At 44.0% G+C, this 14,782-nt stretch carries 17 protein-coding genes; 3 read left to right on the forward strand and 14 right to left on the reverse strand.

Going from position 1 to position 14,782, the window contains the following annotated elements:
• Positions 1-31 precede the first annotated feature (31 nt).
• Genes AC3WTB_RS08685 through AC3WTB_RS08735 form a run of 11 tightly spaced genes read right to left on the reverse strand, consistent with a single transcriptional unit; the run spans position 32 to position 10,185 of the window.
• The gene (locus AC3WTB_RS08685) at positions 32-487 is read right to left on the reverse strand and encodes a dTDP-4-dehydrorhamnose 3,5-epimerase family protein (RefSeq protein ID WP_327842059.1); all 456 of its coding nucleotides are present in this window, start codon (positions 485-487) and stop codon (positions 32-34) included.
• Entirely contained in the window at positions 480-1,334 is an 855-nt protein-coding gene (gene rfbD / locus AC3WTB_RS08690; protein WP_327842058.1) for a dTDP-4-dehydrorhamnose reductase, read from the reverse strand. Before rfbD ends, AC3WTB_RS08685 begins: the two co-directional genes overlap by 8 nt.
• A gap of 3 nt (positions 1,335-1,337) precedes the next feature.
• Positions 1,338-2,303: a dTDP-glucose 4,6-dehydratase gene (gene rfbB / locus AC3WTB_RS08695; protein ID WP_047203633.1), complete on the reverse strand. Its 966-nt coding sequence runs from the start codon at positions 2,301-2,303 to the stop codon at positions 1,338-1,340.
• Positions 2,300-3,040 carry a sugar phosphate nucleotidyltransferase gene (locus AC3WTB_RS08700; protein WP_099663781.1) on the reverse strand — a complete coding sequence of 247 codons (741 nt, stop codon included), beginning with the start codon at positions 3,038-3,040 and terminating at the stop codon, positions 2,300-2,302. The genes rfbB and AC3WTB_RS08700 overlap by 4 nt, the downstream gene beginning before the upstream one ends.
• Before the next feature lie 2 nt (positions 3,041-3,042).
• Positions 3,043-4,071 (reverse strand): PseG/SpsG family protein, encoded by a 1,029-nt coding sequence (locus tag AC3WTB_RS08705; protein WP_492333589.1) that lies wholly within the window; start codon positions 4,069-4,071, stop codon positions 3,043-3,045.
• On the reverse strand, positions 4,068-4,808 hold the full coding sequence (locus AC3WTB_RS08710) for a cytidylyltransferase domain-containing protein (RefSeq protein ID WP_151284903.1): 741 nt from the start codon (positions 4,806-4,808) through the stop codon (positions 4,068-4,070). The genes AC3WTB_RS08705 and AC3WTB_RS08710 overlap by 4 nt, the downstream gene beginning before the upstream one ends.
• Complete coding sequence (locus tag AC3WTB_RS08715; protein ID WP_492333590.1) at positions 4,798-5,922, reverse strand: N-acetylneuraminate synthase family protein; 1,125 nt, start codon at positions 5,920-5,922, stop codon at positions 4,798-4,800. Before AC3WTB_RS08715 ends, AC3WTB_RS08710 begins: the two co-directional genes overlap by 11 nt.
• Before the next feature lies 1 nt (position 5,923).
• Complete coding sequence (locus AC3WTB_RS08720; RefSeq protein WP_144491604.1) at positions 5,924-6,799, reverse strand: GNAT family N-acetyltransferase; 876 nt, start codon at positions 6,797-6,799, stop codon at positions 5,924-5,926.
• On the reverse strand, positions 6,796-7,974 hold the full coding sequence (locus AC3WTB_RS08725; RefSeq protein ID WP_144468048.1) for a DegT/DnrJ/EryC1/StrS family aminotransferase: 1,179 nt from the start codon (positions 7,972-7,974) through the stop codon (positions 6,796-6,798). Before AC3WTB_RS08725 ends, AC3WTB_RS08720 begins: the two co-directional genes overlap by 4 nt.
• Before the next feature lie 21 nt (positions 7,975-7,995).
• Positions 7,996-9,408 (reverse strand): capsular polysaccharide export protein, LipB/KpsS family, encoded by a 1,413-nt coding sequence (locus tag AC3WTB_RS08730; protein WP_492333591.1) that lies wholly within the window; start codon positions 9,406-9,408, stop codon positions 7,996-7,998.
• 6 nt (positions 9,409-9,414) lie between these two features.
• A complete protein-coding gene (locus AC3WTB_RS08735; RefSeq protein WP_064498861.1) occupies positions 9,415-10,185 on the reverse strand; it encodes a glycosyltransferase family 2 protein in 771 nt (256 codons plus the stop codon).
• Between the two features lie 184 nt (positions 10,186-10,369).
• On the opposite strand from AC3WTB_RS08735, the gene AC3WTB_RS08740 reads away from it, so the two are divergent.
• From AC3WTB_RS08740 to AC3WTB_RS08750, 3 genes are all read left to right on the forward strand, one after another.
• Positions 10,370-11,035 carry a YIP1 family protein gene (locus AC3WTB_RS08740; RefSeq protein ID WP_492333687.1) on the forward strand — a complete coding sequence of 222 codons (666 nt, stop codon included), beginning with the start codon at positions 10,370-10,372 and terminating at the stop codon, positions 11,033-11,035.
• 193 nt (positions 11,036-11,228) lie between these two features.
• Positions 11,229-11,771, forward strand: a complete 543-nt coding sequence (gene gerQ / locus AC3WTB_RS08745; protein WP_041087716.1) for a spore coat protein GerQ — start codon at positions 11,229-11,231, stop codon at positions 11,769-11,771.
• Between the two features lie 129 nt (positions 11,772-11,900).
• Positions 11,901-12,518 carry a cupin domain-containing protein gene (locus tag AC3WTB_RS08750; protein ID WP_039182316.1) on the forward strand — a complete coding sequence of 206 codons (618 nt, stop codon included), beginning with the start codon at positions 11,901-11,903 and terminating at the stop codon, positions 12,516-12,518.
• Between the two features lie 41 nt (positions 12,519-12,559).
• Here the strand turns inward: AC3WTB_RS08750 and AC3WTB_RS08755 are convergent, their stop codons facing one another.
• The 3 genes from AC3WTB_RS08755 to AC3WTB_RS08765 all read right to left on the reverse strand — a co-directional run bounded on the left by AC3WTB_RS08755 (position 12,560) and on the right by AC3WTB_RS08765 (position 14,675).
• A complete protein-coding gene (locus tag AC3WTB_RS08755) occupies positions 12,560-12,931 on the reverse strand; it encodes a DUF423 domain-containing protein (protein ID WP_025093833.1) in 372 nt (123 codons plus the stop codon).
• A 70-nt stretch (positions 12,932-13,001) separates the two neighbouring features.
• A complete protein-coding gene (locus tag AC3WTB_RS08760) occupies positions 13,002-14,309 on the reverse strand; it encodes a purine/pyrimidine permease (RefSeq protein ID WP_106025478.1) in 1,308 nt (435 codons plus the stop codon).
• Positions 14,310-14,342: 33 nt separating this feature from the next.
• On the reverse strand, positions 14,343-14,675 hold the full coding sequence (locus tag AC3WTB_RS08765; RefSeq protein WP_039182322.1) for a YwdI family protein: 333 nt from the start codon (positions 14,673-14,675) through the stop codon (positions 14,343-14,345).
• Between the last annotated feature and the right edge of the window lie 107 nt (positions 14,676-14,782).

Raw genomic sequence — 14,782 nt, forward strand, 5'->3', positions numbered from 1 at the left:
GACCTTTCTCCTGCGAAAGGCCCCTCGTTCTCTATTTAAATGTCGTTTCCCAATCAAACCCGATCATTTCGTCATTCCAGGCGATTCGCTTTTCATCTGGGTTTTTCGGGTCATACGATTCTGTTGTGAAATACACAATTTGCAGCGGCGTCTCACCTAATACACGGTAGCCATGCGCGACACCCTTTGGGATAAGAAGCAGCATCGGATTGTCTTCCCCCATATAATACACATCGGTTTGCCCCTTTGTGGAAGAGTCCTCACGCAAATCATATAACACGACCTGTGCATGACCTGCGGGGAAGAACCAAACGTCGTCTTGTTTTTCATGATAATGAAAGGCTTTGATCACGCCTGGAAAGCTTTTCGACCATGACGCCTGCCCAAAACGTTTCAGCATCGGTTCATCATCTCGAATGAGCTCTGCAAAAAAGCCGCGGTCATCACAATGTTTCATGAGTTTTTTCGTTTCAACACCATCAATCATGCTGATGCCATCTCCCTTCTTTCTGCAAGTATTCGTGAAGTGCATCCTTCCAATGCCTCGGCTGCCAGCCTGTGGCTTCAATCGCTTGAAGATCTAAGACAGAATAGGCCGGGCGTGGCGTTTGGAAGCCGTACTCTTCCGTGGAAATCGGCTCAATTGTGGCGGACAAGCCGCTTTTCATCACAATTTCTGACGCAAAATCAAACCAGGAACAGCTTTCTCGGTTACTGACATGGTACACGCCTGCCTTCTGATCAAACAAATGAATCAGAGCCTCGGCTACATCCTTTGTATAAGTAGGAGACCCTATCTGATCGTTCACAATGCGTAAATGATCCTTCGTTTCAGTGAGCCGAAGAATGGTATTCACAAAATTATGCCCCTCATGTCCGTAAAGCCACGAGGTACGAATGATTTTCACTTCGTCTGATACAAGCTGAATCAATTCCTCACCAAGCTTTTTACTCTTTCCATAAATGGTTTGAGGATCTGCTTGTGCATCGACTTGGTAAGGGGTGTCCGCCTGCCCGTCAAACACATAATCTGTACTGACATGTAACACATCAGCCCCTGCGCGCTTTGCTTCTAATGCTGTATAGTAGGCGCCAATGCCATTCACAAGATACGCCTTTTCGGTTTCTGTTTCACATTGATCAACAGATGTATAGGCTGCTGCACTGACAACAATATCAGGCTGATAGTGTCTCATCGCATGTCTGACTGCTTGCTGGTCTGCGATATTGAGCATGTTCCTCGTTAAGGCAATGACGGTCATGTCTTTTTCCTTGAGCTGCCTGCTCAATTCTTTCCCCAATTGGCCGCCTGCACCGGTGATTAAAACTTTCATCCGTCACCCTTCTTCGCTCTGATCGTATTTGGCTCGATACCAATTGATCGTTTTTTCGATACCTTCTTCAAATGACGTCTCCTGCGTCCAGCCGAGCTCGCCTTTTAGCTTACTGGCATCAATAGCATACCGTCTGTCATGCCCTTTTCGGTCTTGAATAAACGCAATTTGATCATGACTAATCCCGAGCTGCGATAAAATCGTTTTGGTCAAATCGAGATTTGTTTTCTCATTGCCGCCGCCAATATTGTATACCTGCCCCGCTGTGCCATTTTCGAGCACCTGCTTCACAGCTCTCGCATGGTCCTCTACATACAGCCAATCGCGAATTTGCTGACCGTCTCCATAAATCGGGATGTTCTCTCCATTGACTGCTTTTCTAATAATGGTCGGGATTAATTTTTCCTCATGCTGATACGGTCCGTAATTGTTGCTGCATCGTGTAATCATCGCGGGTAATTGGTGAGTGTGGATATAGGATTTCACAAGCAGGTCTGAACTCGCCTTGCTTGCTGAATAAGGATTATTCGGTGAAAGTGGTGTTTGTTCTGTGAAAGCAGGATCATCTGGCTCCAAATCTCCATATACTTCGTCTGTTGAAATATGAATGAGCTTTTTCGCCTTTCCTTTTAAGACCGCTTCAAGCATACGATACGTTCCGAGGACATTTGTTTGAATAAAAGGCTCTGCTGATTCAATGCTGCGATCAACATGCGATTCTGCCGCAAAATGAATGATGGCATCATAGACTTCGTCAAATGCTTGATCCAGCTCATGCTGAAGGGTGATATCCCCTTGAATAAAACGAAAATGAGATAACTTTAATAATTCATCCATCTCCTCTGGATGGCTGGCATACGTTAATTTATCAAAAACGGTGAGCCGGACATCTGCATCCTGAAGCAGCAGCTTCACAAAATTCAGTCCGATAAAACCCGCTCCGCCTGTAATTAAATAAGACTTCGTCATTCGGATCCCTCTTTTTTCTTCATCGTTTCAAACATTTTCGCAGATGCTTGGTGGAGAGATTCATGTGTTCCTGCATCAATCCACCACCCTTTTAACATATCATAGGTCAGCTGACTATTTGAGATATACAGATTGTTCACGTCTGTAATCTCTAATTCGCCTCGATCTGACGGTGAGATTCTCTCAATATATTGAAAGACTTCCTGGTCATAAAAATAGATGCCCGTGACGCAGTAAGATGAGCGCGGATACTCCGGCTTTTCCTCTATTGATAAAATTCGTTGGCGCGAGGCATCAATTTCTGCAATGCCAAACCGCTTTGGATCTGCCACTTCTTTCAACAAAACCTTGGCTCCTCTTTCTTGCTGTTGAAAGGCTTCAACAAAAGGGTTTAGTGAATCCTCAAATACATTATCACCAAGCATCAGCACAAACTTCTCCCCTTCTACAAAGGGCTTTGCATAGGATAAACCGTCTGATATCCCAGACGCTTCAGGCTGTACCTGATATACGATGTTCATCCCCAGTTCCTGATCGCTTTCAAGCAGCTTTTGAAACAGCGGGATTTGTTCTTCTTGTGATATGACCATCACATCTAAAATCCCTGCTTCCTTCAATTTGAACAATGACCAATAAATCATTGGATATGGACCAACCGGCAATAAATGTTTATTGAAAATCTTCGTTAAAGGCGCCAGTCGTGATCCCTTTCCTCCTGCTAAAATAACTCCCTTCACATCTACACATCCTTATGTTCTTTTTGGTGATGATTCATGAGGTGTATAAGAATGTTTTTCACTCGTTCAGTTCCTTTTCCATCTATGAGTGTCCGTCCATTGAGATGAATGCTTCTGCGGAGAAAATAGCTGCCGGACAGTCTTTCCACAGCACGCCGAATATCTTTTTCATCCACAAGTTCACCTAATCCAAGATGGTGACAGGCTCCCTTTTGCGCAAAACGAGCGGCTGTCACTGCTTGGTGGTCTACTTGTGAAAGGACAATGCTGGGCACTCCGATACAAACTGCCTCGTATAACGTCATCCCGCCAGCCACTATTGCCAGATCGGCTTCCGAGAGACGCGCAAGTAATTGATCTGTATGACGAATGAATTGAATATGCTCAGCCTCTATTTGTTCTTCAATGCGAGAGGCTTTTCCTGTAACCGCTAAAATGTGTAGGTGGTCAGCTTCGAGAAGTGCTGATACAGCCTTTGATAACAATCCGCGCGGGTCACTGCCCCCAAGGCTGATGACCACCTTTTTGCATTCTTTTCGAACCTCGTATGTGTCTTTTAATCGGCTTATCTCTTGATCTAACAATAAATAAGGTGTTCCATCAAAATATGCTGTCCCATCTACTTGCATGTGATTTTCGTCCAAACCGCCATAAATGCCGTTCACGACAGCATCGGCAAGCTGACACGCTTCTGCTCTATTTTCTTCGAATAAAACCAGCCTTGCAGAGCCAGAGGACGCTTTGATCAATCGAAGAAATTGGAGATCGCAATCAAGTACATCAATCAGCAAAAGATCAGGATTCAGCTCTTTTATGTCCTGTTCCATCTGAAGGAATGCCTTCGACTCCTGCACCAAATGAACGTGCCAATTTGGACCTGAGAGCATTTCTACACAGATCTGTTCATTTGTATAGAAATATAAGTCGTTTCCTTCTTGAAGCAGTTCATTTGCCAGCCGTTTCATTCTGACAACATGCCCCATTCCTCTTAAAAACCCGCCATACACAACAATCATGATTTTCTTGTTCATTCAGCATCCTTCTGTTTCACAAATTGATTCAGTCGAACAATATCGGGGTCTTGTTCGCAAATGGTGATGAGTTCAGCCGTAGGCACAGCAATGGAGCCGCCAGCTTTCTCTAGTAAACGGGTCGCAAACTCATAATCTTCTTCTGTATCAATCGTGAATCGATAAGCAGGATATGCAAGTTCTTTGGGCGGTGTGAATAATTGCAGATGAAATTGCTCAGGATGCTTTCTGATATAGAGCGTGACATGCTCACGCTCTGGCTGCGTAAGGGGAAAATTGTCGATTTTACTTAAAATCTGTGCGTCGATCATTTCCCCGGAAATACCGAGTGGTGTGCCAGTCGTATACGTGTAATCAGCCTTCTCTTGTCTATGTTTTTCAAGCATTTTCGACAAAAGGGCCGGATCTATAAATGGGTTATCTCCTGTTAAACGCACAATGATTTGCGGTTCAAAATGACGGACAATCTGCGCAAATCGCTGCAAAACATCTGTCTCACTGCCACGAAATACTTTATATCCCTTTGAGAGACAATAATGAGCCAGCAGATCATCTTCTGCCTCAACTGTTGTGGCAATCATGAGGTTCTGCGTTTTGTGATTGTAATGATCTGATTGCTTTACCCGTTCAACAATCAGGTCGATCAGCGCCATACCGCCGATCGGTTTCATCACCTTTTTGGGCAGCCTTGTTGAGCCCATTCTCGCCTGTATGACAAAGAGCACATCATTGATCATTTGGCGTCTCCTGGGTGAGTACATCTTTCCACGAAACCCCTGTATGGGCTGGGATATCTCTGACAGCCTTTGCGCCAAGTAAAATCGCCATATACCGCGGATGCAGACCTTGGCTTTTTTGTCCTGGACGTAACACAGCTAGATTTTCTGCGGTCAATGTCTCGCCCTTCGCAATGCCTTTTGTCGTAAAAATGCCTCGATACGCAAATTCACGAATCTTGCCTTCAATAGCTGTTGTCGTTTTATAAGAACTGCCAAGGAGCTCTTCTGGCACTGAATGAGTGTCAGCTTCTTTTAGATTCCGCTGATTTTCTGCCGCTCGAATATGCTGAACCATTTCCTTCAATTCATCAGGATCAAGAGCAAAGGAATGATCAGCCCCAGGTAACGTTTTATCTACTGTAAAATGCTTTTCAATGATTGCTGCACCAAGCTTCACAGCGGCCACTGGCGCTTCAGTCGGATGCTCACTATGATCAGAAAAGCCAATGACTGCATCGGGAAATGCCGCAGCTAATGTTTGAAGCACTCGCAGATTCGTGTAAGCTCTAGGTGCTGGATACTTTGCTACGCAATGCATGATAGCGACCTGCTGATTTTGTTCGCTTGTAATCGCCTCATATGCTTCATGGACATCTGAAATGGTTGCCCCGGCTGTTGAGAAAATAATGGGCTTTTGAAAAGATGCCGTATGACGCATAAGCGGCAAATGATTGATTTCATAGGATGCCAGTTTGAAAGCCGGCGGATCAGTCTGATTCAATAGATCCGCAGATTCTTCGTCACACACTGTGCTTAATAAAATCAGCCCTTTTTCCGCGCAGCGTGACAATAACACCGGAAGCCATTCTGGCGGCAGCTCCATTTGTTCTACTAAAGAAAAAATGGACACCTCTTCTCCCTTGGCTGTTTCATACAAACCCGGTTCCTTTTGATACATCCGATCAGCTTGAAACATTTGAAACTTCACCGCATCGGCACCTGCTTCTTTTGCCACATCAATTAAAGCAAGTGCCTGATCCAGCTTTCCATCATGGTTAATGCCTGCCTCTGCAATGATAAAGACAGGCGCACCATCCCCCACTTTGCGATCTCCGATATAGAAATGCGCCATCTTACCTCTCTCCTTTTTTCGGCCACACATGGTAATACAAGAAGGCATTTTTTGTTCTAAAGCCCAGCTTTTCGTACAGCTGAATCGCGGTTGTGTTATGCATCTGAGTTCCGGCAGACATAAACCGGTGCCCTCTCTCATACGAGGCTTTTATCATCGCCGTAACCAGCTTTTTTCCGATCCCTTTTCCTTGTGCATCTGGTCTAATGGACAATAAATCAAGGATCAGTTCATCGCCCTTTGTTACACCTTGAATCAATCCAATGACTTCACCGTTCACCTTTGCCGCGAGATTGATATCTGCACGTCCGAGCAAATTATTTCTCATCCATTCCTGAAAAAAATGCTGGACGACATTCTGATCTAGAAAAGGATCAAGTGCATACCGGCTTTTCCCAAAAGCCTGATGAGCAAGTGACACCGCCTCATCGTATTCCTTTTCATCCGGAAGACTGATGACCACATCTTCACCTGTTGATGGTATTTCCATTTGAACAGGCGGCGCCTCAAGACGAGTGAGCCCGCCTACATAGTACACATGTGACAGCCTTTGGACGATGCGGTTTTTTTCAAGATCAGACGCTTCAAGACGTAAAAAGAAAAAATCGCATTTTTCTGTTCTCATCCAATTGATGAAACGCTCCATCAATTCTTGAAAAGCTGACGCTGACTCCGCTTCTATAAACTTCACATGAAAAATATGCTGATCAAAAATGCTGCTTTCCCATTTTGACCATTCATATAACAGGACCGCTTTGAGCTGGGCACCATTAACAAGAGCAAACTGCTTGAAGGCGTTCATTTGTTCCGCTTGTTGTCCGTATTTCTCCAGCCAAGCCGCCAGCACCTGATCATCGATGGAATGAACGACCTTCATGATGATGCCTTCTGTTCTTTTAAAATAGACAACACCGCTGTGATAACATCCTGCACATCTTCATCTGTCATACTTGGATAGAGCGGCAGTGAGAGCGTCTGCTTGTAGTATGCGAGTGACTTAGGGAAATCCTCTGGTGAATAGTGATACGTTTTTTGATAGTATGGATGCAAGTGAACAGGGATAAAGTGAACACTCGTGCCGATTTTATATTCCTTTTGCAGCTGATCAATCAGTTCATCACGCGTGATGAATGCTTCTTTTGGATTCACTTGCAGTACATACAAATGCCATGCATGTCTTCCTTCTTGATGCACAGGCGGCAGGGTCAGGCCCGCTTCTTTTTGAAAAGCCTGATTGTATTCTTTTGCAATCTGTTCTCTCCGTGCCTGCATGTCATCTAGTCGGCTTAGCTGAACAAGCCCTAACGATGCCTGCACGTCAAACATATTCATTTTATAACCAGGTTCCTCGACCTCGTAATACCACGTTCCTTTTTCTCCATAACGATTCCACGCTCCCTTGCTCATCCCATGGAGCGCTAGTCGTCTAATTCGAGCCGCAAGCGCATCATCATTTGTTGTCAGCATGCCGCCTTCACCAGTCGCTAGGTTTTTCGTTGCATAAAAGCTAAAAGCGGTCGCATCCCCAATCGATCCAACGGGCTGACCGTGGTACGTTGTGTAAAGAGCATGGGCAGCATCTTCAAGTACAAATAGATCATACTTTTTGGCAATCGCTAAAATCCGGTCCATATCGCACGATTGACCAGCAAAGTGAACAGGGACAATTGCTTTTGTATGTGGTGTTATGGCCGCTTCTATTTTCTCTGCATCCAGATTGAGTGTTGCTGGATCAATATCGACAAATACAGGCGCTGCTCCCGTATGGATGATTGTATTTGCTGTTGCGCAGAATGTCAGAGGTGTTGTAATCACCTCATCCCCAGCCCCAATCCCTCTTGCCTTTAACGCTAAAAATAAAGCAGCCGTACATGAATTGACTGCGATCGCATGTTTTGCACCGGTCAGCTGCTGAAATTCTTCTTCAAACTGTCTTACTTTTGGTCCAGTTGACAGCCAGCCGGACTTTAATGTTCCGATGACTTCATCGATTTCTTCCTGTTCAATGAAAGGCAGAGCATAAGGAAGAAATTGTGCTCTCTTTTTTCCCATATCGCTTGCACACCCCTATCTTCATCTCTGAAAATCCACACCAGTTTTTGTTTTGAGCAGAGAAAGCAGAACATCGGTAGATCGCGCATGCGGATAGTGTTGTTTAATGAACTGAGCTCCTTGCTGCTTTGCCAGCTTCATCTCTTGTTCATCCGACAAAATACGAATGGCTTTCTCAGCTAGTTCAACAGGGTTTTCCATATGATAGCTGCCAAGCAACTCGTAATATGGGTATCTTCTGCCTTCTGTCATTTTCCCGATCAGCACACTCTTTTCAAAAAGCATGGCTTCAAGACCAACTGTTGATGTGAGCGTAATCACGATATCCACATATGGCAGCAGGTCATACAGGTCAATTTCTTTTTTAATCAACTTCACATGATTTCCCGCTCGTTCAATAGACACATAGTCGTTTAATCGATTTCGAGCAATTTCCCAAGGATGCGGCTTCATGATCAGCTGAATGTCTTTCCGTTTGGCAATCGTTTTAAGAACATCACCATAGAAGGCTTCAGAAAACGGCTGCGTTGCCACAAGCACGGTCTTTTTAGCCGGACTGAAGTTCAATTTACGAAAAATGAGATCCTGTTGAAGCGGTGTTCGCTCCTTCACCAAATCAAACCTCGGATGACCTGTGATTTCCACCTGTTCCGGCTGACAGCCTTTGTCTACATACCAGTCCTTTTCATACTTTCCAAACACCCCATGGCAAGTCGTGAAAATCGGTAAAAAGGCTTCGTCTCCCATAAGCGCGCCGTGCTGAAGACAGATACTCGTCAGCTGGCGTTTCACTGTTTGCAAAGCGAGTACGCGGCTGTAAGCATCCTCCGTCGTTCCAACAATAACAGCTGCAATCGGCTGCATTTGAAACAGCACTTCTATCTGGTCAATGACATCAATAAATTGCACAATGTCCTTCCGTAGTTTTTCTCTAAAAAAGACATTGCCAAAGACAGGGTGGTGAGCGTAAGGTTTAAGGAGAGCATTTGCTTTTTCAATATATTCAGCGTGGGCTTCTTTATTAACCTCTCCGGTTAATTCCGGCTTACTGATAACAGGTAATCCGAAATAATCTGTCTTCTTCCAGCGAGCAAGCACCACCGTTTGGTTTGGATGGAACCGCTTGTAATTTTGTTCAGTAAAACGCAGGTGTTCAAAGTGAAGCAATACCTTTCCATTCGCCGGACGATAAGCGATACGCTTGATCTGCTGCTTATGCTGATCAAAAAATGGCTGAATCTCTTCCGGTAATGGACAATCGGTTGTCAGTTCTTGACCAAATGCTTCATCTTCCATGCGTTCCCTCACTTCAGGACTGATATATTGATAAAAATTGCTGATCAACCCAAGAGGAATTTCCTTGTAGGACAAATCTTTCATCAGATTCACATACTCAAAGTACACCTGCCAATAATGATGAATATAGTGCGACATTTCAGGTCACCTCCCATATTTTTGTTTTAATATACTGCGGAGATCCCAGCAGGTAGACTGCTCGGGAAGTGCATGAATAAAGGCACTTTTCTCTTCTGCTGCCAGCTGATAATGAATCGACTGTTCTGTGATGTAATTTGTATCTAATATTTCATCAAAGGGATAAAACGGATAAAAATGATTTAATCGAAAAAAGAAGCGGGCATCCCCTATTCGATAAAAATGCGGACTCTCGTCCCAGTAGGACCCAAATTCATCATGAATTTTTGATAAGATGGATGCACGATGCACGACAGAGCAATGATCTATGGCGCAGGGAGCATTCCATTGCACTGTTTGCGCCGGCCGAATCATTTCCTTCACTGGCTCTTTTTTGCTATTTAAATAGATAACTTTAGAACTAGAATAGACAATATCTTTATCTGGATGGGCATCTAGATAATGAGTGAGCTTCTCTAAACGGTCCGGGGCATAGACATTGTCATCAGTGGCATAGGAAATATACTCGCCCTTTGCCAGTTCTAATGCTTGATTAATCAGCACGGCATAGCGAGTTTTCGCTGTTCTCTCTTCCAATGTTTTGACACCGCTTTGGATAAAGTGAACGCGCGGATCTTTGCGAAAGGGTTCAATAGCAGCAAGGGTTTTTTCGTTTGATCCATCATCCATGATAAAAAGTTCAAAGTCTGACAGCGTCTGCTGCAGGACCGCTTCAATCGATCTGCCGACGTAAGCCGCCTTGTTGTAGCTCGTCATAATGACAGTTACTTTTGTCAAAATTATCACCTCGGTCTCTTTCAAACTATGTTTATCATATGTGTCTCCTCTTAAAGAGACTGTAGAGTGACCTATTTTTTATAAAATTGTATTTTTTTATTGATCTTTCTTTGAAAAACGTGAACTTTTTGGTAATATAAGTAATCATTTATGTGTATTAAAGGAGTAAAGAACATTGGAAGCTATGAAGAATGATCACTCCCAAGAAGAGGAAGTAAAAGGATTTTTTCGATTTTTTAAAATTTTCGTCGCGACAAAAACGATTATTCGCTCATATCGACATTCCAATATACCAATTTGGCTGATGATGCTCCTTGCAAGTATCGCCGGTACGGGCTGGATCTACGAAGGGTATTTTAGCGAGTATATGGGCAATCATATTCCATTCCCTTTTATTCTGTTACAAGGAGCGGGTTATGGTATTTTGGCAGGCAATATGATTCTATTTTTCGGTGCCCTCATCATCAAATGGTTAGGGCGTCTCTTTTTCGGCTGTCAAACGGCGTATCGAGATATACTCAAGGCCTGCACACTGACGGTCTTTTTCCCTTCTGCTTTATTTGCACTTACTTGGATTTCCACTGTTGGGATGCTCGGTCCGTATACGTTTGTTAAAATCACACCATATTTAGATCAGCATTATGAAGTATGGTATTATATCGATCTTTTAACTCTTACGGATGTATATGCAAAGACGTGGATATTTGGAATGACTGTTTTAGGCATTGTCGCTGTGATGAAGCTCAGATTATGGCAAGCCTTCATCATTGTGATCACACCGCCCGCCACGTTTTTTCTTATCGTGACACTTTTATTTGATGTTCAGCACGCTGTAAACTGGATCATGTAAAAAGGACGAGTACCGATAGAAGGCGAAGGTTTGTCTAAACACTGAGGAATTGCGCAGCAGTTCCTTTTTTTCGTTCAATGTACATATTCTCCCCTCCTGTCTCATAGTGTGAAAGAGAGAAAGAATGCTATGGAAACAACAGGCGCCTAAACGCCTTCTGTTTAGAACACCATGAGGAAAGAGGAGGAACGTTATGAAATTGAAAAATCAATTTGGGCAAGGTTCGGGTTTCGAAGGTCAAGATTTCCGCCAGCAACAATATGGAGCAAATCCGTATCCTGCGCAGCAGATGGGTTATTCAGTCCCTCCCCAAACGCAGGGTCAAATGCAAGGACAAATGCAGCAGGGGTTTTCACCAATGCCGTCTACCGGCACTTCACAAGGAGGCCAAGGAACGCAAGGCGGCGGTCAGCCATACCAAATTCCTTCTGGACCGATTTATCAGCAAAATGTCACCGGACAGTTGCCTCTTGAGCAGTCCTATATTGAAAATATTTTACGATTGAACCGCGGCAAGGTAGCCACGATTTATATGACGTTTGAGGCGAGTAAAGAATGGAATTCGAAGATTTTTAGAGGCGTCATTGAAGCTGCAGGACGTGACCACATTATCATTAGTGATAACAAAACAGGAACACGATACTTACTATTAACAATCTATCTTGATTACATTACGTTTGATGGAGAAATTCAGTACGACTATCCATATTCAATGTCAACATATTCTCCGAGATAACGACATACATGGCAAAAGCAAGGCTCAGGTGCCCTTGCTTTTTTCTTTTGTCTAGGTTTTTGTCACACCTCTGGGGCGCGGCTCATAAGATGCCTAGTAGTTTTTATCAAAAGCCTAGAGGTGACATCAATGACTGTTGAACTGGATTATACATCACCAAATGTGAAATTTTCATACGATCTGAATCAAAGCCCCCTTGTGAAATACGATCAGCATAACCTGATTAATGTGTTAGGAAAAAAACAATTAAACTCATTGGATCAAGTGTCCCTGCTGGATATATATTTGAGTAAAAGCAAAGTCGTAGAGCCTCATTATCATCAAAATGCCGCAGAGCTTGTTTATTGTATAGCCGGTTCTGCTGCCGTATCGATGCTGAATCCATTTACAAAAAAACTGCACACCTATACTATTACACCTGGACAGGTGGCAAACGTGCCTCAAGGCTGGTGGCACTATGAAGTCGCTCTCCAAGACAGAACTCATTTGTTAGCCATTTTTAACGCATCTACACCTGAAGTGATCCTAGGCTCAGACCTTCTCACCCTCACCCCTTCTCACATCATGGCCCATACTTATTGCATGAACGAAACACAGTGGAAGCAGGCGACAAAGCCTGTGAAACCAAGCGTGTTTATCGGACCATTTTGCCACCGGGAGGAAGAGTCTCAAACGCATCCTGTCCCTCCTTCTCACTACGTCCCTTATTATCAAGCACCACCCAATTATACTCCTTACTGGAGTTAAGAAAAAAACCGATGCCCCTATGAGAGCATCGGTTTTTTACCTTATAAATTTTTTGCTGCTGCAATGACCAGCATGATCCAAGAGGCGATAAATGCTACTCCGCCAATTGGGGTAATGGCACCTAGAATCTTCACCTGAGTCAATGCCAGCACATAAAGGCTTCCTGAGAAGAAAAGAATGCCTGCAAGCATCACCCAGCCAGCGGCAGGAACCAAGGAGACACCTGACAGCTTATCTGCAAGAAAAGCGACAACAAATAAGCCAATGGCATGGAACATCTGATATTGAACACCTTTATTCCATATTTCGATATATTTTTCAGGGATTTTCCCTTCTAGACCGTGCGCACCGAAGGCTCCAAGGCCTACAGCAAGCATGGCGTTAATCGCACCTAAAATGAAAAATAGTTTCATTCGTCATTCTCCTTATCTCATCAATTATGTTTATCATAGCGCGGGTGAAGGGCGACATTCAACTTTCCCTTTACGTTGACACGAGATTGTCGGATTTCTTTTTCTTTCGTAACAAGACCTGATCGACAACAATCGCAATGAGCGTGCCTAGAACAAGACCGTTGCTTAATAATGAAATGAGCACAGGATGCATGCCTTTCAAGGCCCCCTGAGGCACAAACATCGCCCCTACGCCTGCTAAAACGGCAATCCCAAGGACAAAGCGAATCCGCGGAATTTCTTCTTTCTCATATTGATCAAACTCTGACATCGCAATCCCAATCATAGAAGAGAAGACCACAAAGTTTACAGCAAGCCCCACAGGTGATGGCAATGCAGAGAAAAAGCTCATGAGCAGTGGAAACAAACTAATGAGAACAACAAGTAGACTTCCTATGAAAAAAGGCTTTCTCGAAGGAATTTTGGTTGTCTGGATAAATCCTGCTGCCCCCGAAATAGGTACAGGCGCAATCGCACCGATCAGCCCGCTTAGTAAATGACCAAATGCTGCGACAAAACCGGCAGGACGTGCTCTCTTCCGCTCACGCAGTTCACCAAATGCCTTCACTGAGCTTTCCACAATTCGGATACTTGCCAGCATGTTCACAATGAGTAAAATCGTTATAAAAAAGGACGTGACAAGCAATCCACTGTCAAAGACCGGCATACCGAATGGAAACAGCTTCGGAAACTCGATGATTTGCTCTGGAATTCGAACTGGCTTCGCCAATCCGAGTAGAGCGAATAACAGCCATCCGCCTGCAAGTGCGAATAACACAGAAAACTGCCTCAAGTAATGCCATTTTGAGCGGCTGATCATGAAGGTGAGGATAATAATCAAGATCGATAAGCAAAAGACAAGCCCGTCTACTTGATTTCCTCGATACCCGATCCCCATCAGCCCTTTCATGATTGGCTGACTTAGCTGCACAACAAGCAGCAGCAGGTAAATGCCTGTGACGACTGGCGTAAATAAAGACGCGAGCCAATTGATGATTTTAAATAGACTAAAAATAAAAAAGAAAATAGCACTAAAAATTAAAGCCCCTTGTAATGCTTGCAAGGTTTCAGGATACGTCGCAAAGATTGTTCCTGTCATGCCGGCATAAAGGGTATACACACCCCACCAAAGCCCTGCTGGACTTTCATTGATCGGCAGCATATGGCCGCATAAACACTGCACCATCGCCACAAGACCAAGTGAAAAGAAAGTACTTTGAATCAGCTCTGCCGCTTGTACTTGGTTCAATTCAAATGCTTGTGCAATCGCAATTGGTACGGCAATAGAAGCTGCGATAAAAAATGCCATCCACTGAATGGCGCCCAAAAATAGTTTCAAACCGATCACCTTCCCTTTGTCGTGACAAGACCATTAAAAATCAAAAATAGAGTCGCCGTTCCCGTCCTTCTCTTTTTGACCCTCATCATTTTGCTGAAATTTCTTCGCGCCACTTGTGCCCATGAGTTTCTCCAGCATGGCTTGATCTGTAGACACAGATGGCGCTGATGGTGTATGTATCGATGGAGGTGGTGAGATGACTGGCGACTGCGGCATTTGCACCTGTGATGGTGCGTCGAGAATGACATCACATAGTGAAGAAATCGCTGCCACTTGACGTTTCACCTCTTCATCATTTCCACTTTGTTTTGCTTTTTGAACCGCTTCCTCCATTTTTTGAAGCAGGCTTGATATATGAATATTCAAGGGTAGACCCTCCAATCTAAAAAAATCTCTTTTCAACATTATTTTACCAAATGAACAAACCAAATGGGTTCATTTTTTCAAAGCAGTGCGCTCACGACTCTCTTATT

The sequence above is a fragment of the Bacillus sp. EB106-04-04-XG123 genome (genome assembly GCF_058791855.1).